The 23068-nt window shown below is 66.7% G+C and carries 36 protein-coding genes; all 36 read left to right on the top strand.

Features of this window, described 5'->3' with window-relative positions; genetic code table 11:
* Positions 1–71 precede the first annotated feature (71 nt).
* Positions 72–500, top strand: a complete 429-nt coding sequence (locus KAF39_RS01160) for a hypothetical protein (protein ID WP_210675576.1) — start codon at positions 72–74, stop codon at positions 498–500.
* A gap of 49 nt (positions 501–549) precedes the next feature.
* Entirely contained in the window at positions 550–1197 is a 648-nt protein-coding gene (locus KAF39_RS01155) for a spermidine/putrescine ABC transporter substrate-binding protein (protein ID WP_210675575.1), read from the top strand.
* A gap of 225 nt (positions 1198–1422) precedes the next feature.
* Positions 1423–1791 (top strand): 30S ribosomal protein S12, encoded by a 369-nt coding sequence (gene rpsL, locus KAF39_RS01150; protein WP_018187369.1) that lies wholly within the window; start codon positions 1423–1425, stop codon positions 1789–1791.
* Between the two features lie 5 nt (positions 1792–1796).
* The gene (gene rpsG, locus KAF39_RS01145) at positions 1797–2267 is read left to right on the top strand and encodes a 30S ribosomal protein S7 (protein WP_017201608.1); all 471 of its coding nucleotides are present in this window, start codon (positions 1797–1799) and stop codon (positions 2265–2267) included.
* 96 nt (positions 2268–2363) lie between these two features.
* Positions 2364–4478, top strand: a complete 2115-nt coding sequence (gene fusA / locus KAF39_RS01140; protein ID WP_025102411.1) for an elongation factor G — start codon at positions 2364–2366, stop codon at positions 4476–4478.
* A gap of 167 nt (positions 4479–4645) precedes the next feature.
* Positions 4646–5839: an elongation factor Tu gene (gene tuf / locus KAF39_RS01135; RefSeq protein ID WP_062632876.1), complete on the top strand. Its 1194-nt coding sequence runs from the start codon at positions 4646–4648 to the stop codon at positions 5837–5839.
* 148 nt (positions 5840–5987) lie between these two features.
* Positions 5988–6200: a hypothetical protein gene (locus KAF39_RS01130; RefSeq protein WP_210675574.1), complete on the top strand. Its 213-nt coding sequence runs from the start codon at positions 5988–5990 to the stop codon at positions 6198–6200.
* A gap of 862 nt (positions 6201–7062) precedes the next feature.
* On the top strand, positions 7063–7371 hold the full coding sequence (gene rpsJ, locus KAF39_RS01125; RefSeq protein ID WP_017201594.1) for a 30S ribosomal protein S10: 309 nt from the start codon (positions 7063–7065) through the stop codon (positions 7369–7371).
* Between the two features lie 8 nt (positions 7372–7379).
* On the top strand, positions 7380–8039 hold the full coding sequence (rplC, locus tag KAF39_RS01120; protein WP_062632874.1) for a 50S ribosomal protein L3: 660 nt from the start codon (positions 7380–7382) through the stop codon (positions 8037–8039).
* A gap of 2 nt (positions 8040–8041) precedes the next feature.
* On the top strand, positions 8042–8704 hold the full coding sequence (gene rplD / locus KAF39_RS01115; protein ID WP_136052625.1) for a 50S ribosomal protein L4: 663 nt from the start codon (positions 8042–8044) through the stop codon (positions 8702–8704).
* Positions 8701–9024: a 50S ribosomal protein L23 gene (gene rplW / locus KAF39_RS01110; protein ID WP_025102406.1), complete on the top strand. Its 324-nt coding sequence runs from the start codon at positions 8701–8703 to the stop codon at positions 9022–9024. Before rplD ends, rplW begins: the two co-directional genes overlap by 4 nt.
* A 20-nt stretch (positions 9025–9044) precedes the next feature.
* Positions 9045–9884 (top strand): 50S ribosomal protein L2, encoded by an 840-nt coding sequence (gene rplB, locus KAF39_RS01105; protein ID WP_025102405.1) that lies wholly within the window; start codon positions 9045–9047, stop codon positions 9882–9884.
* A gap of 12 nt (positions 9885–9896) precedes the next feature.
* On the top strand, positions 9897–10178 hold the full coding sequence (gene rpsS / locus KAF39_RS01100; protein WP_017201589.1) for a 30S ribosomal protein S19: 282 nt from the start codon (positions 9897–9899) through the stop codon (positions 10176–10178).
* Positions 10179–10203: 25 nt separating this feature from the next.
* On the top strand, positions 10204–10602 hold the full coding sequence (rplV, locus tag KAF39_RS01095; protein WP_210675573.1) for a 50S ribosomal protein L22: 399 nt from the start codon (positions 10204–10206) through the stop codon (positions 10600–10602).
* Positions 10602–11354: a 30S ribosomal protein S3 gene (gene rpsC / locus KAF39_RS01090; protein ID WP_025102403.1), complete on the top strand. Its 753-nt coding sequence runs from the start codon at positions 10602–10604 to the stop codon at positions 11352–11354. The genes rplV and rpsC overlap by 1 nt, the downstream gene beginning before the upstream one ends.
* A complete protein-coding gene (gene rplP / locus KAF39_RS01085) occupies positions 11354–11773 on the top strand; it encodes a 50S ribosomal protein L16 (RefSeq protein ID WP_025102402.1) in 420 nt (139 codons plus the stop codon). Before rpsC ends, rplP begins: the two co-directional genes overlap by 1 nt.
* On the top strand, positions 11773–12090 hold the full coding sequence (gene rpmC / locus KAF39_RS16090) for a 50S ribosomal protein L29 (protein WP_025102401.1): 318 nt from the start codon (positions 11773–11775) through the stop codon (positions 12088–12090). Before rplP ends, rpmC begins: the two co-directional genes overlap by 1 nt.
* Entirely contained in the window at positions 12090–12407 is a 318-nt protein-coding gene (rpsQ, locus tag KAF39_RS01075) for a 30S ribosomal protein S17 (RefSeq protein WP_025102400.1), read from the top strand. The genes rpmC and rpsQ overlap by 1 nt, the downstream gene beginning before the upstream one ends.
* A complete protein-coding gene (gene rplN, locus KAF39_RS01070; RefSeq protein ID WP_025102399.1) occupies positions 12404–12772 on the top strand; it encodes a 50S ribosomal protein L14 in 369 nt (122 codons plus the stop codon). Before rpsQ ends, rplN begins: the two co-directional genes overlap by 4 nt.
* Positions 12773–12774: 2 nt before the next feature.
* Positions 12775–13134, top strand: a complete 360-nt coding sequence (gene rplX / locus KAF39_RS01065) for a 50S ribosomal protein L24 (protein WP_136052624.1) — start codon at positions 12775–12777, stop codon at positions 13132–13134.
* On the top strand, positions 13134–13724 hold the full coding sequence (gene rplE / locus KAF39_RS01060) for a 50S ribosomal protein L5 (RefSeq protein WP_025102397.1): 591 nt from the start codon (positions 13134–13136) through the stop codon (positions 13722–13724). The genes rplX and rplE overlap by 1 nt, the downstream gene beginning before the upstream one ends.
* 132 nt (positions 13725–13856) lie before the next feature.
* On the top strand, positions 13857–14255 hold the full coding sequence (gene rpsH, locus KAF39_RS01055; RefSeq protein WP_025102396.1) for a 30S ribosomal protein S8: 399 nt from the start codon (positions 13857–13859) through the stop codon (positions 14253–14255).
* 6 nt (positions 14256–14261) lie between these two features.
* Positions 14262–14798, top strand: a complete 537-nt coding sequence (rplF, locus tag KAF39_RS01050; RefSeq protein WP_149083455.1) for a 50S ribosomal protein L6 — start codon at positions 14262–14264, stop codon at positions 14796–14798.
* Positions 14799–14800: 2 nt separating this feature from the next.
* Positions 14801–15160: a 50S ribosomal protein L18 gene (rplR, locus tag KAF39_RS01045; RefSeq protein ID WP_025102394.1), complete on the top strand. Its 360-nt coding sequence runs from the start codon at positions 14801–14803 to the stop codon at positions 15158–15160.
* Between the two features lie 20 nt (positions 15161–15180).
* Positions 15181–15855 carry a 30S ribosomal protein S5 gene (rpsE, locus tag KAF39_RS01040; RefSeq protein ID WP_200838869.1) on the top strand — a complete coding sequence of 225 codons (675 nt, stop codon included), beginning with the start codon at positions 15181–15183 and terminating at the stop codon, positions 15853–15855.
* On the top strand, positions 15855–16040 hold the full coding sequence (gene rpmD, locus KAF39_RS01035; RefSeq protein ID WP_017201575.1) for a 50S ribosomal protein L30: 186 nt from the start codon (positions 15855–15857) through the stop codon (positions 16038–16040). The genes rpsE and rpmD overlap by 1 nt, the downstream gene beginning before the upstream one ends.
* Positions 16040–16657 (top strand): 50S ribosomal protein L15, encoded by a 618-nt coding sequence (rplO, locus tag KAF39_RS01030; RefSeq protein ID WP_210675572.1) that lies wholly within the window; start codon positions 16040–16042, stop codon positions 16655–16657. The genes rpmD and rplO overlap by 1 nt, the downstream gene beginning before the upstream one ends.
* A 153-nt stretch (positions 16658–16810) precedes the next feature.
* Entirely contained in the window at positions 16811–18133 is a 1323-nt protein-coding gene (secY, locus tag KAF39_RS01025) for a preprotein translocase subunit SecY (RefSeq protein ID WP_210675571.1), read from the top strand.
* The gene (locus KAF39_RS01020; RefSeq protein ID WP_210675570.1) at positions 18130–18774 is read left to right on the top strand and encodes an adenylate kinase; all 645 of its coding nucleotides are present in this window, start codon (positions 18130–18132) and stop codon (positions 18772–18774) included. The genes secY and KAF39_RS01020 overlap by 4 nt, the downstream gene beginning before the upstream one ends.
* A gap of 1 nt (position 18775) precedes the next feature.
* Positions 18776–19627, top strand: a complete 852-nt coding sequence (gene map / locus KAF39_RS01015; RefSeq protein WP_210675569.1) for a type I methionyl aminopeptidase — start codon at positions 18776–18778, stop codon at positions 19625–19627.
* Positions 19627–20298, top strand: coding sequence for a thioredoxin domain-containing protein (locus tag KAF39_RS01010; RefSeq protein WP_210675568.1), 672 nt, complete (start codon positions 19627–19629; stop codon positions 20296–20298). The genes map and KAF39_RS01010 overlap by 1 nt, the downstream gene beginning before the upstream one ends.
* Positions 20299–20472: 174 nt before the next feature.
* A complete protein-coding gene (gene infA, locus KAF39_RS01005) occupies positions 20473–20694 on the top strand; it encodes a translation initiation factor IF-1 (protein ID WP_005050493.1) in 222 nt (73 codons plus the stop codon).
* 97 nt (positions 20695–20791) lie between these two features.
* The gene (gene rpmJ / locus KAF39_RS01000; protein WP_005050492.1) at positions 20792–20908 is read left to right on the top strand and encodes a 50S ribosomal protein L36; all 117 of its coding nucleotides are present in this window, start codon (positions 20792–20794) and stop codon (positions 20906–20908) included.
* A gap of 180 nt (positions 20909–21088) precedes the next feature.
* On the top strand, positions 21089–21463 hold the full coding sequence (gene rpsM, locus KAF39_RS00995) for a 30S ribosomal protein S13 (protein ID WP_062632862.1): 375 nt from the start codon (positions 21089–21091) through the stop codon (positions 21461–21463).
* A 30-nt stretch (positions 21464–21493) separates the two neighbouring features.
* Positions 21494–21892, top strand: coding sequence for a 30S ribosomal protein S11 (gene rpsK, locus KAF39_RS00990; RefSeq protein ID WP_045249905.1), 399 nt, complete (start codon positions 21494–21496; stop codon positions 21890–21892).
* A 152-nt stretch (positions 21893–22044) separates the two neighbouring features.
* Positions 22045–23034 (top strand): DNA-directed RNA polymerase subunit alpha, encoded by a 990-nt coding sequence (locus KAF39_RS00985; RefSeq protein WP_025102386.1) that lies wholly within the window; start codon positions 22045–22047, stop codon positions 23032–23034.
* The last annotated feature ends 34 nt before the right edge of the window (positions 23035–23068 follow it).

Raw genomic sequence — 23068 nt, 5'->3', positions numbered from 1 at the left:
TCACGAACACCACCACGCCGAACCCCCGCGGGCCCGAGTCCGCGGGGGTTTCGGCTGTCCTCGCAGCCGTCATGGCGACCATCGGGTTCTTCGCCCTCGCGGTCTTCGGTCTCGGGGCGTTGAGCGTCGTGACCGACCGCGACATCATCGACGTCCCGGGGCTCGGGCAGATCCCGGGGGTGTCCGGGATGGTCGCCGCCGTGGTCGTGTTCGCCCTGGCTCTGTGGGCGACGGTGCGACGCGGCACGGCCTCGTTCGGTTCGGCTCCGGTCATCGGCCTGCTCACGGCTCTCGTGCACCTCGCCGTCGTCTGGGTGGCGGTCCTCGTGGCGACGAGCGACCTCGTGGTGGCGACGGCCGTCGCCGGAGATCTGGTCCGCGGGGGTGCGAGCCTGGTGATCCTCGCCGCCGCCGCGGTGGCGGCGTGGGGCGGCATCGCCCTCCGCCGCACGAAGGGGGAGCGGCCCCGGTGGCCGTGGGAGCGCGACGAGGACGGGTGACCCCTCCGAAATCCGCGCCGTGAGGGGCGACGCGCCGTACGCTGGTGGGGTGGAGCGCTCGTTGGAGACGCAGGTCGACCAGGCCGTCGAGGCCTGGCTGCGCTGGGTGCCGCGCTGGGAGCCGGCGACCCACCGCGGTCGCACCGCGCCCTGCCGCCGCTGCCTCGGCTCGCCCATCCTCGCCGCGGCCGGGATCGCCGGGACCACCCCGCACGGTGTGCAGCACGGCCTCTCGACGCGCATCAAGACGATCGTCGACCACGCCGTCGCCGAATACACGGCACGAAACCTGCCGACCCTGCAGCGGGAGCTCGATCAGCAGGCGGCCCGTAACCGGGCCCGCAGCTATCGCCCGACGGAGGACCTCGACCCGGAGTTCGAGGGGATGCCGCTCGACCCGGAACCGGTGCCCGGCGCCCCGTTCCTCTTCACGATCGCGGGGCTCGCGGACGACTCGGCCGCGGAGCTCCCTCCGCTCCCACCGTTGACGGAGGAGGCCAAGACGGCGCTGCGCCAGGAGGTCGCGCTCGCGGACGAGTACGCCAACCTCGTCGGCCGGGAGATCTGCGGAATGCTGCTCCGTCATCGCGTCTCGATCCAGGCGGCGGTGTCCCGCCACGTCGAGCCGCAGATCGAGGCGCTGCTCGCGGAGCTGACGGAGTCGCTGGACTCGCCGTTCGACCCCGACATCCCCTGAAACGGCGCGGCGGGGCAGGGCGACGGCCATTTGACCGTCAGGTTGCGCGGCATTACACTTGATCAGGTGTGTGCACGTCCTGACGTGCGCGCTGGGCGTCGGCACCTCGCCGGTCCGCCCCCACGGCATACCCACCACACCAAAAGCGCGTCGGCTCCGGCGTGCCGGTGGGTCATGATGTGAAATCCATCGCGCTGTCACCGTGCAGCACTATGAGGAGAGAACGTGCCAACCATTCAGCAGTTGGTTCGCAAGGGTCGCTCGCCCAAGGTCACCAAGACCAAGGCGCCCGCGCTCAAGGCGAACCCGCAGCAGGCCGGGGTCTGCACCCGCGTCTACACCACCACCCCCAAGAAGCCGAACTCGGCGATGCGCAAGGTCGCTCGTGTGAAGCTCCGCAACGGGACCGAGGTCACCGCGTACATCCCCGGCGAGGGCCACAACCTGCAGGAGCACTCCCTGGTGCTCGTCCGCGGCGGTCGTGTGAAGGACCTCCCCGGTGTGCGTTACAAGATCGTCCGTGGCGCTCTGGACACCCAGGCCGTCAAGAACCGTAAGCAGGCTCGTTCCCGCTACGGCGCGAAGAAGGGTTGAGTTAGATGCCTCGTAAGGGTCCCGCCCCCAAGCGCCCCGTCGTCAACGACCCGGTCTACGGCGCTCCGATCGTCACCTCGCTGGTGAACAAGATCCTCGTCGACGGCAAGAAGTCGCTGGCCGAGTCGATCGTCTACGGCGCCCTCCGCGGTGTCGAGGCGAAGAACGGCCAGGACGCCGTCGCCACCCTGAAGAAGGCGCTCGACAACGTGCGCCCCACGCTCGAGGTCCGCAGCCGCCGCGTCGGTGGCTCGACCTACCAGGTTCCGGTCGAGGTCAAGCCGCACCGCGCGAACACCCTCGCGCTGCGCTGGCTCGTGAGCTACGCCAAGGGTCGTCGTGAGAAGACGATGACCGAGCGTCTCCAGAACGAGATCCTGGACGCGTCGAACGGCCTCGGTGCCGCGGTCAAGCGCCGCGAGGACACCCACAAGATGGCCGAGTCGAACCGCGCGTTCGCTCACTACCGCTGGTAACCCCTTCGACGGGCTCAGGGTCCCTTCCGCGTCCCTGGGCCCGTCGCACCCCCTCTTCGCAGTACACCTGCTGCTCCAATAGATAAGGACACTCCTGTGGCACAAGACGTGCTCACGGACCTGAGCAAGGTCCGCAACATCGGCATCATGGCGCACATCGATGCCGGCAAGACCACGACGACCGAGCGCATCCTGTTCTACACGGGCGTCAACCACAAGCTCGGCGAGACGCACGACGGTGCGTCGACCACCGACTGGATGGAGCAGGAGAAGGAGCGCGGCATCACGATCACGTCTGCCGCCGTGACCTGCTTCTGGAACAAGAACCAGATCAACATCATCGACACCCCCGGTCACGTGGACTTCACGGTCGAGGTGGAGCGCTCGCTCCGCGTCCTCGACGGTGCGGTCGCCGTGTTCGACGGCAAGGAGGGCGTCGAGCCCCAGTCCGAGACCGTGTGGCGTCAGGCCGACAAGTACAACGTGCCCCGCATCTGCTTCGTCAACAAGATGGACAAGCTCGGCGCGGACTTCTACTTCACGGTCGACACGATCATCAACCGCCTCGGTGCCAAGCCGCTGGTGCTGCAGCTCCCGATCGGTGCCGAGAACGACTTCGTCGGCGTCATCGACCTCGTCGAGATGCGTGCCCTGGTGTGGCCCGGCGACGCCAAGGGTGACGTGACCATGGGCGCCTCCTACGAGGTGCAGGAGATCCCGGCCGACCTCAAGGACAAGGCCGAGGACTACCGCCAGCAGCTGCTGGAGACGGTCGCCGAGACCGACGAGGAGCTTCTCGAGAAGTTCTTCGGCGGCGAGGAGCTCACCGTCGCGGAGATCAAGGGCGCCATCCGCAAGATGGTCGTCGCCAGCGAGATCTACCCGGTCCTCTGCGGCTCCGCCTTCAAGAACCGCGGTGTGCAGCCGATGCTGGACGCCGTCGTCGACTACCTCCCGTCCCCGCTGGACGTGCCCGCGATCGAGGCGCACGACCCGAAGGACGAGGAGAAGATCATCGAGCGTCACCCCGACGCGAAGGACCCGTTCGCGGCCCTGGCCTTCAAGGTCGCCGTGCACCCGTTCTTCGGTCGTCTGACGTACGTGCGCGTCTACTCGGGCGAGCTCGAGTCGGGTGCGCAGGTCATCAACTCGACCAAGGGCAAGAAGGAGCGCATCGGGAAGATCTTCCAGATGCACGCCAACAAGGAGAACCCGGTCGACAAGCTGACCGCCGGCAACATCTACGCTGTCATCGGCCTGAAGGACACCACCACCGGTGACACCCTCGCCGACATCGCGCAGCCGGTCGTCCTCGAGTCGATGACGTTCCCGGAGCCGGTGATCGAGGTCGCCATCGAGCCGAAGACCAAGGCCGACCAGGAGAAGCTGGGTCTCGCGATCCAGAAGCTCGCTGAGGAGGACCCGACCTTCCGCACGGAGCTCAACCCCGAGACCGGTCAGACGACCATCAAGGGCATGGGCGAGCTGCACCTCGACATCCTCGTCGACCGCATGAAGCGCGAGTTCCGCGTCGAGGCGAACGTCGGCAAGCCGCAGGTGGCGTACCGCGAGACGATCCGCAAGGCCGTCGAGAAGCACGACTACACGCACAAGAAGCAGACCGGTGGATCGGGCCAGTTCGCCAAGATCCAGTTCAACATCGAGCCGCTCGAGCTCGATGGCGAGAAGACGTACGAGTTCGTGAACGCGGTCACCGGTGGCCGCATCCCGCGCGAGTACATCGGCTCGATCGACGCCGGTTTCCAGGACGCGATGAACGTCGGTGTCCTGGCGGGTTACCCGATGGTGGGCGTCAAGGCGACCATCGTCGACGGTGCGGCGCACGACGTCGACTCCTCGGAGATGGCGTTCAAGATCGCGGGCTCCATGGGCTTCAAGGAGGCCGCTCGCCGTGCCAACCCCGTGCTGCTCGAGCCGCTGATGGCCGTCGAGGTCCGTACTCCGGAGGAGTACATGGGCGACGTCATCGGCGACCTGAACTCGCGTCGTGGCCAGATCCAGTCGATGGAGGACGCCGCCGGCGTCAAGGTCGTGCGCGCCGCGGTGCCGCTGTCCGAGATGTTCGGCTACATCGGCGACCTGCGCTCGAAGACCTCGGGCCGTGCCGTCTACTCCATGGAGTTCGACAGCTACGCCGAGGTCCCGCGCGCGGTGGCCGACGAGATCGTCCAGAAGGCCAAGGGCGAGTAATCGCTCTTCTGGGAGCCCTGGGTCGCTGAGCCTGTCGAAGCACCCGGGGTTCCCAGGTCACCTACAACTTCACATTCCCTCTCTACTAAACTGAGAACCTAACCCGTAGAGAACCGGTCGCAAACCAGTGCCCGGCACCTCTACAACGACGTCCTGAGGAGGACCCAGTGGCTAAGGCCAAGTTCGAGCGGACCAAGCCGCACGTCAACATCGGAACGATCGGTCACGTCGACCACGGCAAGACCACGCTCTCCGCAGCGATCTCGAAGGTGCTTGCTGACAAGTACCCGTCCGACACGAACGTGCAGCGTGACTTCGCTTCCATCGACTCGGCGCCGGAAGAGCGCCAGCGCGGTATCACGATCAACATCTCGCACATCGAGTACGAGACCCCGAAGCGCCACTACGCCCACGTTGACGCCCCCGGCCACGCCGACTACGTCAAGAACATGATCACGGGTGCGGCGCAGATGGACGGCGCGATCCTCGTCGTCGCGGCCACCGACGGCCCGATGGCGCAGACGCGCGAGCACGTGCTGCTCGCCAAGCAGGTCGGCGTTCCGTACCTGCTCGTCGCGCTGAACAAGTCCGACGCGGTCGACGACGAGGAGATCCTGGAGCTCGTCGAGCTCGAGGTCCGCGAGCTGCTCTCGAGCCAGGGCTTCGACGGCGACAACGCTCCCGTCGTTCGCGTGTCCGCTCTCAAGGCCCTCGAGGGCGACGAGAAGTGGGTCGACGCGATCCTCGAGCTCATGCAGGCTGTCGACGACAGCGTTCCGGACCCGGAGCGTGACCGTGACAAGCCGTTCCTCATGCCCGTCGAGGACGTCTTCACGATCACCGGTCGTGGCACCGTCGTCACGGGTCGCGCCGAGCGTGGCACCCTGGCCATCAACTCCGAGGTCGAGATCGTGGGTCTGCGCCCGACGCAGAAGACGACCGTCACCGGTATCGAGATGTTCCACAAGCAGCTCGACGAGGCCTGGGCCGGCGAGAACTGTGGTCTGCTCCTCCGCGGCACCAAGCGCGAGGACGTGGAGCGCGGCCAGGTCATCGTGAAGCCGGGTTCGGTCACGCCGCACACCGACTTCGAGGGCACGGCGTACATCCTGTCCAAGGACGAGGGTGGCCGTCACAACCCCTTCTACACGAACTACCGTCCGCAGTTCTACTTCCGCACCACGGACGTCACCGGCGTCATCACGCTGCCCGAGGGCACCGAGATGGTCATGCCCGGCGACACCACCGACATGACGGTCGAGCTGATCCAGCCGATCGCCATGGAGGAGGGCCTCGGCTTCGCCATCCGTGAGGGTGGTCGTACGGTCGGCGCCGGTACGGTGACGAAGATCATCAAGTAAGCATCTGCTTCCTCGCAGAGGGGTCGAGCCTTCGGGCTCGGCCCCTCTGTCGTTTTCGGGCCGGAGTCTTCCGCCGCTCGCCCCGTCCCGGCACAATGAGTGCATCCGGCGCCATCGCCGGGTGCACACACCTCCGAAGGGGATACACATGGGCATCGAGGACGCCGTCAACAAGGGCAGGGATCTGTACGAGCAGAACAAGGACAAGCTCGCGGAGGCCGTGAAGAGCGAGCAGGCGGAGGACGTCAGCGACAAGGTGCTCGACGGCGTCGCCGACTTCGCCAAGAAGATCGCCCCCGGCGCGGCGGACAAGATCGACGAGATCCGCGACCAGGCCGACAAGGCCGTCGGCAACGAGTAGATCCCGCGTCATCCGCAGAGCGGCGTTCCCACCCGGGGGCGCCGCTCTCTCGTGCGGGAAGCGTCCGGGACCGACACGGGGCGGCGAGTGGCGTCGAGACGGTTCCATCGGTTACGATGAACCAGACCGCCTGGGGATCTTGCGGTCGGGGATGCCGAAGGGGTTCGGCTCCCGAATCACGCGGTTCATCCGCGTTCGAAACTGGGGAAAGCGATCTTGGGGATCATCGTGCGACGCGCGCACTCGGTGCGCCTGAGCGTCTCCCCGCCTGCGCGGCGGGTCTTCCGCCGTGCCCTCGGTCGAGGCGTCCGGCGTCCCTTCACGTCGGATTCCTCGCGTTCGGTGTGCCCCCTCGCACTGAACGCCCTCCCCAAGCGGGGCGAGGCATGGGGATGCCTCGCCCCGCGCTCCTCCGCCGTCTGAGAGGCCCCGGAGGAGGGGTTCGCTGGGAGTCCGGTGAGCGCGACACGCCCGGGTTTGCAGAAGTGAAATCCGCCGTGGCAGAATAGACAGGTTCGATATTCCGTCGCCGCTGCGCGTGCGCCGGATCACTGCCAGGGCAGTGCATAGACGGCGCCTCTTCCGGGAGGCTGCAGGGTTCTAGGCCGCGGGCAGCAGAACACAATCCCGACACCTTCATCATCGAGGGCACTGCCGTGCGCGGCGGGGGTCGGGCATCCGTCACCTTCGGGTGTGCGGCTGACAGCAGAACAGTGGTGCAGCCTCTTCGACAGGCTCCGCGACCGAGAGGTCACGGGCCCGAGAAGACGAGTGCCGAGGCGCGAACAGCGCCGACGTGCGTCCAATGCCCCAGGGCCACCCGGTCCAGGACGGTAAGACGCTGAAAGAGAGAGAGCAGACAATGGCGGGACAGAAGATCCGCATTCGCCTGAAGTCGTATGACCACGAGGTCATCGACACGTCCGCACGCAAGATCGTCGACACCGTGACCCGTGCGGGCGCGACCGTCGTCGGACCCGTGCCCCTTCCGACCGAGAAGAACGTCGTGTGCGTCATCCGGTCGCCCCACAAGTACAAGGACAGCCGCGAGCACTTCGAGATGCGCACCCACAAGCGCCTGATCGACATCGTCGACCCGACGCCCAAGGCCGTCGACTCGCTGATGCGTCTCGACCTGCCGGCCGACGTCAACATCGAGATCAAGCTCTGAGGTTCGACATGGCTGACATCAACTCCAAGGTTTCCAAGGGCATGCTCGGCACCAAGCTCGGCATGACCCAGGTCTGGAACGAGAACGGCAAGCTCGTTCCCGTCACCGTCATCGAGCTCGCGCCGAACGTGGTCACCCAGATCCGTACGCCCGAGAAGGACGGCTACAACGCCGTGCAGATCGCGTACGGCCAGATCGACCCGCGCAAGGTGAACAAGCCCCTCTCGGCTCACTTCGAGGCTGCCGGCGTCACGCCGCGTCGCCACGTGACCGAGGTCCGCACGGCCGACGCCGCCGACTACACCCTGGGCCAGGAGCTCACGGTGGACGGCACGTTCGAGGCCGGCCAGCTCGTCGACGTCGTCGGCACGAGCAAGGGCAAGGGCACCGCCGGTGTCATGAAGCGCCACAACTTCAAGGGCGTCTCGGCATCGCACGGTGCGCACCGCAACCACCGCAAGCCCGGCTCCATCGGCGCATCGTCGACCCCGAGCCGCGTCTTCAAGGGCATGCGCATGGCCGGCCGTATGGGTGGCGAGCGCGTGACCGTCCTCAACCTCACGGTGCACGCCATCGACATCGAGAAGGGACTCATGCTCGTCAAGGGCGCCGTCCCCGGTGCTCGCGGCCGCATCGTCTACGTCCGCAACGCAGTGAAGGGTGCCTGATCATGGCTGACTCCACTCTCGCGCTCGACGTCCTCAAGGCAGACGGCAAGAAGGCAGGCTCCATCGAGCTTCCCGCCGCGCTGTTCGACGTCAAGACGAACATCCCGCTCATCCACCAGGTCGTCGTCGCGCAGCTCGCGGCGGCTCGCCAGGGCACGCACTCGACCAAGCGTCGTGGCGAGGTCTCCGGTGCCGGCCGCAAGCCCTTCAAGCAGAAGGGCACGGGTAACGCCCGTCAGGGTTCCATCCGCGCGCCGCACATGACCGGCGGTGGCATCGTGCACGGCCCGAAGCCGCGCGACTACTCGCAGCGCACCCCCAAGAAGATGATCGCGGCCGCCCTGCTGGGCGCGCTCAGCGACCGCTTCCGCGGTGACCGTCTGCACGCGATCGACACCTTCGGCACCGACGGCGCGCCGTCGACCAAGGCTGCCGCGGGCTTCCTCGCCCAGGTCGCCACGTCGAAGAACGTCCTCGTGGTCATCGAGCGCGGCGACGAGCTCGCGCTCAAGAGCATCCGCAACCTCGGCCACGTCCACGTGCTGACGTTCGACCAGCTCAACGCCTACGACGTGCTCGTCTCCGACGACATCGTCTTCACCCAGGCCGCGCTCGAGGGCTTCATCGCCTCCAAGTCCGGCGCCAACCAGGAGGTCTCCGCATGAGCGAGCAGGCATCTGTTCTCCAGACGGCCCTGAACAAGGACCCGCGCGACATCATCCTGAAGCCGGTCGTGTCCGAGAAGAGCTACGGCCTGATCGACGAGGGCAAGTACACCTTCCTCGTCGACCCGCGCGCTTCGAAGACCGAGATCAAGCTCGCCATCGAGAAGATCTTCGGTGTCAAGGTCGCGTCCGTCAACACGATCAACCGCGTCGGCAAGGCCCGTCGCACCCGCTTCGGCACCGGTAAGCGCAAGGACACCAAGCGCGCCATCGTGAGCCTGAAGTCGGGCACCATCGACATCTTCACGGCAATCGGCTGATCCGGGGGATAAGGACAATCATGGCTATTCGCAAGTACAAGCCCACGACCCCGGGCCGTCGCGGCTCGTCGGTGGCTGACTTCGCCGAGATCACCCGATCGACGCCGGAGAAGTCGCTGCTGCGCCCGATCTCGAAGACCGGTGGTCGCAACAACCAGGGCCGCATCACGACCCGTCACATCGGTGGTGGCCACAAGCGCCAGTACCGCGTCATCGACTTCCGTCGCAATGACAAGGACGGCGTGAACGCCAAGGTCGCTCACATCGAGTACGACCCCAACCGCACCGCGCGCATCGCGCTGCTGCACTACTTCGACGGCGAGAAGCGCTACATCCTCGCGCCGGCGAAGCTGAAGCAGGGCGACATCGTCGAGTCGGGTCCCGCGGCGGACATCAAGCCGGGAAATAACCTCCCGCTGAAGAACATCCCCACGGGTACCGTCATCCACGCCATCGAGCTCCGCCCCGGCGGCGGCGCGAAGATGGCGCGCTCGGCCGGTGCGTCGGTTCGCCTCGTCGCGAAGGACGGCCCCTACGCCCAGCTGCGTCTGCCCTCGGGTGAGATCCGCAACGTCGATGCGCGCTGCCGCGCGACCATCGGCGAGGTCGGCAACGCCGAGCAGTCGAACATCAACTGGGGCAAGGCCGGCCGCATGCGCTGGAAGGGCGTCCGCCCGACCGTCCGCGGTGTCGCGATGAACCCGGTCGACCACCCGCACGGTGGTGGTGAGGGCAAGACGTCCGGTGGACGTCACCCCGTCTCCCCGTGGGGTCAGGCCGAGGGCCGCACCCGCCACGCCAACAAGGAAAGCGACAAGTACATCGTGCGTCGTCGCAACGCCGGCAAGAAGCGCAAGTAGGAGTAAGAGAAGATGCCTCGCAGTCTCAAGAAGGGCCCCTTCGTCGACGAGCACCTGCTTCGCAAGGTGGTCGTGCAGAACGAAGCCGGCACGAAGAACGTCATCAAGACCTGGTCCCGCCGGTCCATGATCATCCCGGCCATGCTGGGTCACACGATCGCGGTCCACGACGGTCGCAAGCACATCCCCGTGTTTGTCTCCGAGACCATGGTCGGTCACAAGCTGGGCGAGTTCGCGCCCACCCGCACCTTCCGCGGCCACGAGAAGGACGACAAGAAGGGCCGTCGCCGCTGACGCGGCGGCGATAGAGGAGAGAGAAATGGTGGAGTCCATCGCACGCGTGCGACACATCCGCGTGACCCCTCAGAAGGCTCGTCGTGTCGTCGCGCTCATCAAGGGCAAGCAGGCCCAGGAGGCTCTGGCGATCCTGAAGTTCGCTCAGCAGTCCGCCAGTGAGCCGATCTACAAGCTTGTCGCGTCGGCCATGGCCAACGCGCAGGTCAAGGCGGATCGTGACGGCGAGTACCTCGACGAGCAGGACCTGTACGTGAAGAACGCGTACGTGGACGAGGGCACGACGCTCAAGCGTTTCCAGCCCCGTGCACAGGGTCGCGCTTTCCAGATCAAGAAGCGCACGAGCCACATCACGGTCGTGCTCTCGACGCCGGATGCGGCTCCTGCTGCGGCCGGCGACAGCAACAAGAAGGCGAGCAAGTAATGGGACAGAAGGTCAACCCGTACGGCTTCCGCCTCGGCATCACCACGGACCACGTGTCGCGCTGGTTCTCCGACTCGACGAAGCCGGGTCAGCGTTACGCCGACTACGTGGCCGAGGACATCAAGATCCGTCGCCTGCTGCAGACGCAGCTCGACCGTGCCGGCGTCTCGAACATCGAGATCGAGCGCACCCGTGACCGCGTCCGCGTCGACATCCACACCGCCCGCCCGGGCATCGTGATCGGTCGTCGTGGCGCCGAGGCCGAGCGCATCCGCGGCGACCTCGAGAAGCTCACGGGCAAGCAGATCCAGCTGAACATCCTCGAGGTCAAGAACCCCGAGGCCGACGCTCAGCTGGTCGCCCAGGGCATCGCCGAGCAGCTCTCGGCTCGTGTGGCCTTCCGCCGCGCGATGCGCAAGGGTCTGCAGGGCGCGCAGCGCGCCGGCGCCAAGGGCATCCGCATCCAGGTCTCGGGCCGTCTCGGCGGCGCCGAGATGAGCCGGTCGGAGTTCTACCGCGAGGGTCGTGTGCCGCTGCACACGCTGCGCGCGAACATCGACTACGGCTTCTACGAGGCCAAGACCACCTTCGGCCGCATCGGCGTGAAGGTGTGGATCTACAAGGGCGACCTCACCGCCAAGGAGCTCGCGCGCGAGCAGGCCAACGCGCCGAAGTCGCGCCGTGACGACCGTGGTGACCGCCGCCGTGCCCCGCGCAACGAGGCACCTGTTGCAGAAGGAGCGTCGGCATAATGCTCATCCCCCGTAAGGTCAAGTACCGCAAGCAGCACCACCCGGGGCGCTCGGGTCAGGCCACCGGCGGCACGAAGGTCTCCTTCGGCGAGTTCGGCATCCAGGCCCTCACCCCCGCGTACGTGACGAACCGTCAGATCGAGTCCGCTCGTATCGCGATGACCCGTCACATCAAGCGTGGCGGCAAGGTGTGGATCAACATCTACCCGGACCGTCCGCTCACCAAGAAGCCGGCCGAGACCCGCATGGGTTCCGGTAAGGGTTCCCCCGAGTGGTGGGTCGCCAACGTCAAGCCGGGCCGCGTCCTCTTCGAGGTCGCGGGTGTCGACGAGCAGCTCGCTCGCGAGGCACTGACCCGTGCAATCCACAAGCTGCCGCTCAAGGCACGCATCATCAAGCGCGAGGAGGGCGACGCGTAATGGCGATCGGCACCAAGGAGCTCGCTCCGGCAGAGCTCGACACGTTCGAAGACCAGCGCCTCGTTGAGGAGCTGCGCAAGGCCAAGGAGGAGCTGTTCAACCTCCGTTTCCAGTCGGCCACCGGCCAGCTGGAGAGCCACGGCCGCATCCGCGCCGTCAAGCGCGACATCGCGCGCCTTTACACGGTGATCCGCGAGCGCGAGCTGGGCATCCGTGCGACGCCCGCTCCGGTCGAGGCTCCCGCGAAGAAGGCGACCAAGTCGAAGGCGAAGAAGGCGGACGCCGCCGAGGACGCCCCGAAGGAAGAGGCTGAGTGATGGCCACCAAGAAGGAAGCCGCCGTCGAGGCTGAGCACGCCGCTCACGACGTGCGCGACGCCGACGCCCGCGGATACCGCAAGGCCCGTCGTGGCTACGTCGTCAGCGACAAGATGGACAAGACGATCGTCGTCGAGGTCGAGGACCGCGTGAAGCACCCGCTTTACGGCAAGGTCATCCGCCGGACGTCGAAGGTCAAGGCGCACGATGAGGCGAACTCCGCCGGCATCGGCGACCTGGTCCTGATCAACGAGACCCGCCCGCTGAGCGCCACCAAGCGCTGGCGTCTGGTGGAGATTCTGGAGAAGGCCAAGTGATTCAGCAGGAGTCCCGTCTCAAGGTCGCCGACAACACCGGCGCCAAGGAGCTGCTCACGATCCGCGTCCTCGGTGGCTCGCGCCGCCGGTACGCCGGTCTGGGCGACACCATCGTCGCGACCGTCAAGGACGCGATCCCCGGTGGCAACGTCAAGAAGGGCGACGTCGTCAAGGCGGTCATCGTCCGCACCAAGAAGGAGACCCGTCGTCCCGACGGCTCCTACATCAAGTTCGACGAGAACGCCGCCGTCATCCTGAAGAACGACGGGGAGCCCCGCGGCACCCGTATCTTCGGGCCGGTCGGCCGTGAGCTTCGCGACAAGAAGTTCATGAAGATCGTCTCGCTGGCACCGGAGGTCATCTGATCATGGCGAAGATCAAGAAGGGCGACCTGGTTCAGGTCATCTCGGGCGCCAAGCCCGAGCGTGGTGGCGACCGCGGCAAGCAGGGCAAGGTCCTCGACGTCCTCGTCGAGCAGAACCGTGTCGTCGTCGAAGGCGTCAACTACGTCACCAAGCACACGCGCGTCGGTCAGACGCAGCGTGGCACGAAGACGGGTGGCCTCGAGACCGTCGAGGCGCCCATCCACATCTCGAACGTCGCACTTGTCGACCCTTCGACCAAGAAGCCGACTAAGGTCGGCCGCCGGGTCGAGGAGCAGACCAAGGACGGCGTGAAGCGCACCGTCCGCGTGCGCTTCGCGAAGAAGAGCGGTAAGGACCTCTGATGGCAACGACCGACGCTGCGGTGGCTGGCAAGATCCAGCCCCGCCTGAAGGCGAAGTACAACGCCGAGATCAAGAAGGCTCTGCAGGACGAGTTCGGCTACGAGAACGTCATGCAGATCCCCGGCCTGGTCAAGGTCGTCGTGAACACCGGTGTCGGCGAGGCGGCTCGCGACAGCAAGGTGATCGATGGTGCGGTCGACGACCTCACCAAGATCACCGGCCAGAAGCCGATCGTCACCAAGGCTCGCAAGTCCATCGCGCAGTTCAAGCTGCGTGAGGGCCAGGCCATCGGCGCGCACGTCACCCTCCGTGGCGACCGTGCGTGGGAGTTCGTGGACCGCCTGGTCTCGCTCGCGCTGCCCCGCATCCGCGACTTCCGCGGCCTGTCGGCCAAGCAGTTCGACGGCAACGGCAACTACACCTTCGGTCTCCAGGAGCAGAGCGTGTTCCACGAGATCGATCAGGACAAGATCGACCGCGTCCGTGGTTTCGACATCACCGTCGTGACCTCGGCGAAGACGGACGACGAGGGTCGGGCGCTGCTCCGTCACCTCGGCTTCCCGTTCCGCGCGGACGACGCCCAGGCGTGACCCTTCGACGGGCTCAGTGGTCTCGTGTCACTGAGCCCGTCGATGTGCACGTACAATTGAAGATTGCGTGCTCATCGCAGGCCGTCTGTCGTGTAACGGCAGCCGGAACCTCATGATCGAAAGTAGACAACAATGACAATGACAGACCCGGTCGCAGACATGCTGACCCGTCTGCGCAACGCGAACTCGGCGCACCACGACACCGTGACGCTGCCGTCGAGCAAGCTCAAGACGCACATCGCAGAGATCCTCCAGCAGGAGGGCTACATCGCCGGTTGGGAGACCTCCGACGCCCGCGTGGGCAAGAACCTCACGCTGACGCTGAAGTACGGTCCGAACCGCGAGCGCTCGATCGCGGGCATCAAGCGCGTGTCGAAGCCCGGCCTTCGCGTGTACGCGAAGTCGACCGAGATCCCCACCGTCCTCGGCGGCCTCGGCGTGGCCATCCTGTCCACCTCCTCCGGTCTCCTCACGGACCGCCAGGCTGAGCAGAAGGGCGTGGGCGGAGAAGTTCTCGCCTACGTGTGGTAATCCGAAATGTCGCGTATTGGACGACTTCCCATCGACGTTCCCGCGGGCGTGACCGTTTCGGTCGACGGCCGTGAGGTCGCGGTGAAGGGCCCCAAGGGTGAGCTCACCCTCACGGTGGCCAGCCCCATCGAGGTCACGGTCGAGGAGAACCAGGTTCTCGTCACCCGCCCCGACGACGAGCGCGAGTCCCGGTCGCTTCACGGCCTGACCCGCACGCTCATCAACAACAACATCATCGGCGTGACCCAGGGCTACACCAAGGGTCTCGAGGTCGTCGGCACCGGTTACCGCGTGCAGCAGAAGGGGAGCTCGGTCGAGTTCGCCCTCGGCTTCTCGCACCCGGTCCTGGTCGACCCGCCCGCCGGCATCACGCTCACGGTCGAGGGCACGAACAAGCTCACCGTCAGCGGGATCGACAAGCAGGCCGTCGGCGAGGCGGCTGCGAACATCCGCAAGATCCGCAAGCCCGAGCCGTACAAGGGCAAGGGTGTGCGCTACGCCGGCGAGGTCGTGCGTCGCAAGGCCGGAAAGGCTGGTAAGTAACCATGGCTGTGAAGTCGAAGTCCGACGCCCGCGCGCGTCGTCACGCCCGCCTTCGCAAGAAGATCGTGGGCACCGAGGTGCGTCCGCGCCTCGTCGTCAACCGTTCGGCGCGTCACGTCTTCGTGCAGCTCGTCGACGACAGCAAGGGCCACACGGTCGCGTCGGCCTCGACGCTCGAGACCGACCTGCGCTCGCTGGACGGCGACAAGACCGCCAAGGCCCGCAAGGTCGGCGAGCTCCTCGCCGAGCGTGCGAAGGCCGCAGGCGTTTCCGAGGCAGTGTTCGACCGTGGCGGTAACCGCTACGCGGGTCGTGTCGCCGCCATCGCCGACGGCGCCCGTGAAGGGGGTCTGGCACTGTGAGTGACAACAAGGAGAACGAAGTGACCGAAGCGGCTGCTGCCACTTCCGAGACGGCCGCCGGCACCACGCAGGCTGAGCCCACTCGCGACCAGCGGGACGGCCGCCGCGGCGGACGTGACCGCAACCAGGGCGGCCGCGACCGCAACTCGCGTGACCGCGGCGACAACCAGTTCCTGGAGCGCGTCGTCACCATCAACCGCGTCTCGAAGGTCGTGAAGGGTGGTCGTCGCTTCAGCTTCACCGCTCTCGTGGTCGTCGGTGACGGCAACGGTCTGGTGGGCGTCGGCTACGGCAAGGCCCGCGAGGTCCCCCTGGCGATCTCGAAGGGTGTCGAAGAGGCCAAGCGCAACTTCTTCCGCGTCCCGCGCGTCGGCAGCACCATCCCGCACCCCGTGCAGGGTGAGTCGGCCGCCGGTGTGGTGCTCCTGCGCCCCGCCGCCGCCGGTACCGGTGTCATCGCCGGTGGTCCGGTCCGCGCCGTGCTCGAGTGCGCCGGCATCCACGACGTGCTGTCCAAGTCGCTCGGCTCGTCGAACACGATCAACATCGTGCACGCGACGGTCACCGCCCTGAAGGAGCTCGAGGAGCCCCGCGCCGTCGCCGCACGTCGTGGTCTCGAGTTCGACCAGGTCGCCCCGGCCCGGCTCGTCCGCGCCGAGGCCGAGGCCATCGCCGCACAGAAGGTAGGTGCCTGATGGCCGCGCGACTCAAGGTCACGCAGATCAAGTCCAAGGTGAGCGAGAAGCAGAACCAGCGCGACACGCTGCGCAGCCTCGGTCTCAAGCGGATCGGTGACACCACCGTCCGCCCCGACGACGCGCAGACGCGCGGCTACGTCAAGACCGTCGCCCACCTCGTCAAGGTTGAGGAGATCGACTAATGGCTGAGAAGAACGAGGCCGTCGAGGCCGAGAAGGCCACCAAGAAGGCGGCGGCTCCCAAGGCCGACGCCGCCAAGAAGCCCGCTGCGAAGAAGGCGCCGGCCAAGACCGCTGCCGCCGACGCCAAGGCTGAGGGCACCGCCAAGGCTGCGCCGAAGAAGGACGCCCCGGCGTCCCGCCCCGGCGTGCTGAAGGTCCACCACCTGCGTCCGGTCCCCGGCTCCAACACCGCGAAGACCCGTGTCGGTCGCGGTGAGGGCTCGAAGGGCAAGACGGCCGGTCGCGGCACGAAGGGCACCAAGGCCCGCAACACCGTGCGCGTCGGCTTCGAGGGTGGCCAGATGCCGCTGCACATGCGCACGCCCAAGCTGCGCGGCTTCAAGAACCCGTTCCGCGTCGAGTACCAGGTCGTGAACCTGGAGAAGCTCGCGGAGCTCTACCCCCAGGGTGGCGACGTCACCGTGAGCGACCTGGTCGCCAAGGGTGCGGTTCGCAAGAACGAGAAGGTCAAGGTTCTCGGAGGCGGCGACATCGCCGTGAAGCTCACCGTCGCGGTCGACAAGGTCTCGGGTTCCGCCGAGCAGAAGATCGTGGCTGCGGGCGGATCCGTCAAGTAACCACTGCAGAAGAGGGGTCGGAGATTCTCCGGCCCCTCTTCTGATTCGGCGGGGGAGAAGACGACCGCTCGCATTCCCCGGACCTCGGAGTGGGTTACCCTGGTGTTTCAGCCGCCCCTCGGGGGTTCGGCCACCTTTTCAGGAGGAACGTTCTTGTTTAGCGCCATCGCGCGGATCTTCCGCACGCCCGACCTGCGTCGGAAGATCGGTTTCACTCTCGCGATCATCGCGATCTACCGTCTCGGCTCGAACGTCCCTGCGCCGTTCGTCAACTTCCCGAACGTGGAGCAGTGCCTCGCGGCCAATGCCGGCACCGAGGGCCTGCTCGGACTCGTCAACCTCTTCTCGGGCGGCGCCCTGCTGCAGCTGTCGATCTTCGCATTGGGCGTCATGCCCTACATCACGGCGACGATCATCACGCAGCTCCTGCGCGTCGTCATCCCGCACTTCGAGGCGCTCCACAAGGAGGGTCAGGCCGGACAGGCCAAGCTGACCCAGTACACGCGCTACCTCACGATCGCGCTGGCGCTCCTGCAGTCGACGACCCTCGTCACGGTCGCGCGCACCGGGCAGCTGTTCGGTACGACCGACATCGGCGCGTGCAGCCAGCTCCTGACGAACGACGTGTGGTGGGCGCAGGTGCTCATCATCATGGCGATGACCGCCGGCACTGGTCTCATCATGTGGTTCGCCGAGCTCGTCACCGAGCGCGGCATCGGCAACGGCATGTCGCTGCTCATCTTCACGTCGATCGCCGCGACGTTCCCCGGCGCGATGTCGGTCATCTGGCAGACCCGCGGCTTCGAGGTGTTCCTCCTGGTGCTGCTCGTCGGCATCATCGTCATGGGCCTCGTGGTCTTCGTCGAGCAGTCGCAGCGTCGCATCCCGGTGCAGTACGCGAAGCGGATGGTCGGGCGCCGCACCTACGGCGGCACGAACACGTACATCCCGATCAAGGTGAACATGGCGGGTGTGATCCCGGTCATCTTCGCCTCGTCGCTGCTGTACATCCCGGCGCTCATCGCCCAGTTCAACACCCCGCAGGACGGCTCGACGCCGCCCGCGTGGGTCAGCTGGGTCAGCGCGAACTTCACCTCCGGCAACAGCCCGATCTACATGGCGGCGTACTTCCTGCTGATCATCGGGTTCACCTACTTCTACGTCGCGATCACGTTCAACCCCGTCGAGGTCGCCGACAACATGAAGAAGTACGGCGGCTTCATCCCCGGGATCCGGGCCGGCCGTCCGACCGCGGAGTACCTGGACTACGTGCTCACCCGCATCACGCTCCCCGGTTCCCTCTACCTGGGTCTGATCGCCCTCATCCCGTTGATCGCCCTCGCCACGGTCGGCGCGAACCAGAACTTCCCGTTCGGTGGCGCATCGATCCTCATCATCGTCGGCGTCGGTCTCGAGACGGTCAAGCAGATCGACGCCCAGCTGCAGCAGCGACACTACGAAGGACTTCTCCGATGACAGTGCCCCACCTGGTCCCTGAGCCCGTCGAAGGGCGCCGACCCACCGCCCGTTTGCTCATCGTCGGTCCCCAGGGTTCCGGCAAGGGCACGCAGGGCGTGCGCATCGCCGAGTCCTACGGCATCCCGGTGGTCTCCACCGGAGACATCTTCCGCGCGAACATCAAGGAGGGGACCGCGCTGGGCCAGCAGGTCACCGCGATCCTCGACAAGGGCGACCTCGTTCCGGATGAGCTGACCAGCGAGATCGTGCGCGACCGGCTGAGCCAGGAGGATGCGGAGCACGGCTTCCTCCTCGACGGCTACCCGCGCAACACCGCGCAGGTGGCGCACCTGGATGCGTTCCTCGAGGAGCGCGGGGAGGCGCTCGATGCGGTCATCCTCCTCGACGTCCCGCGCGAGGAGAGCATCGCCCGCCTCGCCCTCCGTGCCGCCGAGCAGGGCCGTTCGGACGACACGGACGAGGCCATCGCGCACCGGCTCGATATCTACGAGAAGGAGACGGCGCCGATCATCGAGGTCTACAGCAGCCGCGGCATCGTCGACCGCATCGACGGCGTGGGCTCGCTCGAGGAGATCACCGAGCGCATCGGCGCCGCCCTGGCCGCTCGCGGGCTGCGTTCCGCCGCTTCCGCCGCCTGAGATGTTCCGCCGCTCGATCTACAAGACCCCGGCTCAGCTGCGAGCCCTGGCCGAACCCGGCCTCATCACCGCCGAGGCGCTCGACGCCGTCCGGGCGCTCGTCAAGCCGGGGGTGAAGACGATCGAGCTCGATGCCGCCGCGAACCGCGCGATCGTACAGCGGGGGGCGGAGTCGAACTTCCAGCTCGTCAAGGGCTACCACCACACGATCTGCGTCTCGGTGAACGAGCAGGTCGTGCACGGCATCCCGGGGGAACGGGTGCTCGAGCCCGGCGACATCGTCTCGGTGGACTGCGGTGCGCAGTTCGAGGGATGGAACGGCGACAGCGCGATCACCATCGTCGTCCCTGACCCCGAGCGTCCGGAGCTCGTCGCCCGCCGCGAGGAGCTCTCTCGCGTGACCGAGGGCTCGATGTGGGCAGGGATCGCCGCGATGGCCACGGCGACGTCGATCGATGAGATCGGTGCCGCGATCCAGGACTACATCGAGGCGCAGGGGCCGTCCGCTGTCAGCGGTGAGCCGTACGGCATCCTGCGCGAGTACGTCGGCCACGGCATCGGCCGCAAGATGCACGAGGCGCCCAGCGTCTTCAACTACCGGACGCCGGACCGCGGGGCAGATGTGAAGCCCGGACTCGTGCTCGCCATCGAGCCGATGGTGACCGCGGGCGGCGAGGCGACCTTCGTCGAGGAGGACGACTGGACCGTCACGACCGTCGACGGCACGGACGGCTCACATTGGGAACATAGCGTGGCCCGGCATGATGGGGGCATCTGGGTGCTCACCGCGCCCGATGGTGGAAGAGCCGGACTCGCCCCGTTCGGGGTCGAGCCTCGAGAGATCGGAAAGTAATGGCAGCGGCGAAGAGCAACACGAACTGGTTCGCGATCGGCGTCTCCATCGCCGTCGTCGTGGTCCTCGTGGCCCTCGGCGGACTCGTGGTGTTCCTCAACAACCAGGCGACGTCCCCCGGTGCCACTCCGTCCGCCAGCGACAACTTCGACGCGGATGCCGGTTCGGTCTCCATGGGCGACGGCGACACGACCGTGTCGGTCTTCCTCGACTTCCAGTGCCCGGTCTGCAAGTCCTTCGAGGACCAGTTCGGTGCCGCGCTCGAGGCCAAGGCCCAGAGCGGCGAGATCACGCTCGAGCAGCACCCCATCGCGATCCTCGACCGCTTCTCGCAGGGCACAGAGTTCTCCTCCCGCTCGGCCGGCGCCGCGTTCTGCGTCGCCGAGTCGGACAGCGACCTCTACTTCGACTATGCGAAGGTGCTGTTCGAGAACCAGCCGGCGGAGAACACCCCCGGCCTCACGAACGAGCAGCTCGCCCAGTTCGCCACCCAGGTCGGGGCGGATGACGACGTCGTCTCCTGCATCACCGACGAGACGTACCGCAAGTTCGGTGCGGCGCAGGCGAAGCAGAACGACATCCAGGGCACGCCGACGGTCGAGATCGACGGCGAGCGTCTCGACCTCCAGAACCAGGCCGACATGAAGCGGTTCACCGATCTCCTCGGCTGATCCGCGGAATCCCGCTCGACGCCCCGTCCGACCAGGTTGCCGGATGGGGCGTCGTCGGATAACATAGATCTTTGGTGCCTTGTGCCATGCGTTCGGCGTGTCCGATCCGGCCCGGTCACCGCAATCCACCCACCCACCGCAGATCGACCGGTCTGCAGAAGCGTCAGCGAGGCTATGGCTAAGAAAGACGGTGTCATCGAGATCGAGGGCGTCGTGTCGGAGGCTCTGCCCAACGCGATGTTCCGCGTTGAGCTCACCAACGGACACAAGGTTCTGGCAACGATCTCCGGAAAGATGCGGCAGAACTACATCCGCATCATCCCCGAGGACCGCGTGGTCGTGGAGCTCAGCCCCTACGACCTGACCCGCGGCCGCATCGTCTACCGCTACCGCTGATCGGTCGAGAAGTAACGGCTGCCCTTCGACGGGCTCAGGGACCCCGGTCTCAGAGGTCGGACACCGGGCAGCACGAAGACAGCGAACAGGAAACATCATGAAGGTCAACCCCAGCGTCAAGCCGATCTGCGATCACTGCAAGGTGATCCGCCGCCACGGCCGCGTCATGGTGATCTGCAAGAGCAACCCGCGCCACAAGCAGCGCCAGGGCTGAGCGCCCCCGCTGCGTGAGCGCCGCTCTCGCACTCTCATAACTCAATACGACACGGCAGGATCAGACGCTTCGACAGGCTCAGCGACCGGGTAACCGGCGGAGCCGTGGGGGCTGACACCTCGGGGCGGAGGCCCGGGCACCGATCCTGCTCCATACCTCCACAACACCCAGGAGAACCGCATGGCACGTCTTGCCGGCGTTGACATCCCGCGCGACAAGCGCGTGGTGATCGCCCTTACCTACATCTACGGCGTCGGCCGTACCCGCTCGGTCGAGATCCTCAAGGCGACCGACATCGACGAGAGCATCCGCGTGAAGGACCTCAGCGACGACCAGCTCGTCGCCCTCCGCGACTACATCGAAGGCAACTACAAGGTGGAGGGTGACCTGCGCCGCGAGGTCGCCGCAGACATCCGCCGCAAGGTCGAGATCGGCTCCTACGAGGGCCTGCGCCACCGTCGTGGCCTCCCGGTCCGCGGTCAGCGCACCAAGACCAACGCCCGTACCCGCAAGGGCCCGAAGCGCACCGTCGCCGGCAAGAAGAAGGCCCGCTAAGCAGCGGCCAGGGACTAGGAGAACACTTTCATGGCTGCACCCAAGGCCGCCGCGCGCAAGCCGCGCCGCAAGGAGAAGAAGAACATCGCGCTGGGCCAGGCCCACATCAAGTCGACGTTCAACAACACCATCGTTTCGATCACCGACCCGTCCGGCGCTGTCATCAGCTGGGCGTCGTCGGGTGGCGTGGGCTTCAAGGGCTCCCGCAAGTCGACCCCGTACGCCGCAGGCATGGCCGCCGAGTCGGCCGCCCGCCAGGCGCAGGAGCACGGCGTCAAGAAGGTCGACGTCTTCGTGAAGGGTCCGGGCTCCGGCCGCGAGACCGCGATCCGCTCGCTGCAGGCCGCCGGCCTCGAGGTGGGTTCGATCCAGGATGTCACCCCGCAGGCGCACAACGGCTGCCGCCCGCCGAAGCGTCGCCGCGTCTGATGCGTGTGCCGAGCCGCTCACCCTTCGACAGGCTCAGGGAGCCATGACGGGGTGAGCGGCTCGGCGCCCCGCGTGGGGCATCGACTTCCACAACTCAAGACCTCACCCCACCACATGTCATATAGCGGGCATGTGATCGAAAGGAACACAGAGTGCTTATTGCACAGCGTCCCACACTGACCGAGGAAAAGATCGTCGAGAACCGGAGCCGGTTCATCATCGAGCCTCTGGAGCCCGGCTTCGGCTACACGATCGGCAACGCGCTGCGCCGCAGCCTGCTGTCGTCGATCCCCGGCGCCGCTGTCACCAGCGTCCGCATCGACGGTGTGCTGCACGAGTTCAGCACGATCCCCGGCGTGAAGGAGGATGTCACCGAGATCATCCTCAACATCAAGCAGCTGGTCGTCTCCAGCGAGCGCGACGAGCCCATCACCGCGTACCTTCGCAAGACCGGTGCCGGTGAAGTGACCGCCGCCGACATCTCGGCTCCGGCCGGTGTCGAGGTGCACAACCCCGAGCTCGTCATCGCGACGCTCAACGACACCGCCAAGTTCGAGCTCGAGCTCACCATCGAGCGCGGCCGTGGCTACGTCTCCGCGACGCAGAACCGCAACGAGTACGCCGAGGCCGGGCAGATCCCGATCGACTCGATCTACTCGCCCGTGCTCAAGGTCAGCTACCGCGTCGACGCCACCCGTGCCGGTGAGCGCACCGACTTCGACAAGCTCATCCTCGACGTCGAGACCAAGTCGGCGATCAGCCCCCGCGACGCCGTCGCGTCGGCCGCCAAGACGCTCACCGAGCTGTTCGGCCTCGCCCGCGAGCTGAACGTCGAGGCCGAGGGCATCGAGATCGGCCCGGCGCCGGTGGAGGCTGTGAACTCCAGCGAGCTGTCGATGCCGATCGAGGACCTCGACCTGTCGGTCCGCTCGTACAACTGCCTGAAGCGTGAGGGCATCAACACCGTTTCTGAGCTCGTCGCCCTGTCGGAGACGCAGCTCATGAACATCCGCAATTTCGGCCAGAAGTCGGTCGACGAGGTGCGCGACAAGCTCATCTCGCTCGGTCTGTCGCTCAAGGATTCGGTGCCCGGTTTCGACGGCGCCCACTTCTACGGCGGCAGCGAAGACGAGTCCTTCTGATACCCGACCCTTTCTGACCAGGAGTTAGACGATT

The organism is Microbacterium sp. BLY (genome assembly GCF_017939615.1).
In the GTDB taxonomy this organism is placed as follows: Bacteria; Actinomycetota; Actinomycetes; order Actinomycetales; family Microbacteriaceae; genus Microbacterium.
This window is presented reverse-complemented; position numbering and strand designations above follow the sequence as displayed.

Excerpts from the sequence above, each read along its gene's own strand:
- KAF39_RS01160 (WP_210675576.1), top strand. The coding sequence starts at position 72 with ATGGCGACCATCGGGTTCTTCGCCCTCGCGGTCTTCGGTCTCGGGGCG.
- rpsG (WP_017201608.1), top strand. The coding sequence starts at position 1,797 with ATGCCTCGTAAGGGTCCCGCCCCCAAGCGCCCCGTCGTCAACGACCCG.
- KAF39_RS01130 (WP_210675574.1), top strand. The coding sequence starts at position 5,988 with ATGGGCATCGAGGACGCCGTCAACAAGGGCAGGGATCTGTACGAGCAG.
- rpsJ (WP_017201594.1), top strand. The coding sequence starts at position 7,063 with ATGGCGGGACAGAAGATCCGCATTCGCCTGAAGTCGTATGACCACGAG.
- rplC (WP_062632874.1), top strand. The coding sequence starts at position 7,380 with ATGGCTGACATCAACTCCAAGGTTTCCAAGGGCATGCTCGGCACCAAG.
- rplD (WP_136052625.1), top strand. The coding sequence starts at position 8,042 with ATGGCTGACTCCACTCTCGCGCTCGACGTCCTCAAGGCAGACGGCAAG.
- rplW (WP_025102406.1), top strand. The coding sequence starts at position 8,701 with ATGAGCGAGCAGGCATCTGTTCTCCAGACGGCCCTGAACAAGGACCCG.
- rplB (WP_025102405.1), top strand. The coding sequence starts at position 9,045 with ATGGCTATTCGCAAGTACAAGCCCACGACCCCGGGCCGTCGCGGCTCG.
- rpsS (WP_017201589.1), top strand. The coding sequence starts at position 9,897 with ATGCCTCGCAGTCTCAAGAAGGGCCCCTTCGTCGACGAGCACCTGCTT.
- rplV (WP_210675573.1), top strand. The coding sequence starts at position 10,204 with ATGGTGGAGTCCATCGCACGCGTGCGACACATCCGCGTGACCCCTCAG.
- rpsC (WP_025102403.1), top strand. The coding sequence starts at position 10,602 with ATGGGACAGAAGGTCAACCCGTACGGCTTCCGCCTCGGCATCACCACG.
- rplP (WP_025102402.1), top strand. The coding sequence starts at position 11,354 with ATGCTCATCCCCCGTAAGGTCAAGTACCGCAAGCAGCACCACCCGGGG.
- rpmC (WP_025102401.1), top strand. The coding sequence starts at position 11,773 with ATGGCGATCGGCACCAAGGAGCTCGCTCCGGCAGAGCTCGACACGTTC.
- rpsQ (WP_025102400.1), top strand. The coding sequence starts at position 12,090 with ATGGCCACCAAGAAGGAAGCCGCCGTCGAGGCTGAGCACGCCGCTCAC.
- rplX (WP_136052624.1), top strand. The coding sequence starts at position 12,775 with ATGGCGAAGATCAAGAAGGGCGACCTGGTTCAGGTCATCTCGGGCGCC.
- rplE (WP_025102397.1), top strand. The coding sequence starts at position 13,134 with ATGGCAACGACCGACGCTGCGGTGGCTGGCAAGATCCAGCCCCGCCTG.
- rpsH (WP_025102396.1), top strand. The coding sequence starts at position 13,857 with ATGACAATGACAGACCCGGTCGCAGACATGCTGACCCGTCTGCGCAAC.
- rplF (WP_149083455.1), top strand. The coding sequence starts at position 14,262 with ATGTCGCGTATTGGACGACTTCCCATCGACGTTCCCGCGGGCGTGACC.
- rplR (WP_025102394.1), top strand. The coding sequence starts at position 14,801 with ATGGCTGTGAAGTCGAAGTCCGACGCCCGCGCGCGTCGTCACGCCCGC.
- rpmD (WP_017201575.1), top strand. The coding sequence starts at position 15,855 with ATGGCCGCGCGACTCAAGGTCACGCAGATCAAGTCCAAGGTGAGCGAG.
- rplO (WP_210675572.1), top strand. The coding sequence starts at position 16,040 with ATGGCTGAGAAGAACGAGGCCGTCGAGGCCGAGAAGGCCACCAAGAAG.
- KAF39_RS01020 (WP_210675570.1), top strand. The coding sequence starts at position 18,130 with ATGACAGTGCCCCACCTGGTCCCTGAGCCCGTCGAAGGGCGCCGACCC.
- map (WP_210675569.1), top strand. The coding sequence starts at position 18,776 with ATGTTCCGCCGCTCGATCTACAAGACCCCGGCTCAGCTGCGAGCCCTG.
- KAF39_RS01010 (WP_210675568.1), top strand. The coding sequence starts at position 19,627 with ATGGCAGCGGCGAAGAGCAACACGAACTGGTTCGCGATCGGCGTCTCC.
- infA (WP_005050493.1), top strand. The coding sequence starts at position 20,473 with ATGGCTAAGAAAGACGGTGTCATCGAGATCGAGGGCGTCGTGTCGGAG.
- rpmJ (WP_005050492.1), top strand. The coding sequence starts at position 20,792 with ATGAAGGTCAACCCCAGCGTCAAGCCGATCTGCGATCACTGCAAGGTG.
- rpsM (WP_062632862.1), top strand. The coding sequence starts at position 21,089 with ATGGCACGTCTTGCCGGCGTTGACATCCCGCGCGACAAGCGCGTGGTG.
- rpsK (WP_045249905.1), top strand. The coding sequence starts at position 21,494 with ATGGCTGCACCCAAGGCCGCCGCGCGCAAGCCGCGCCGCAAGGAGAAG.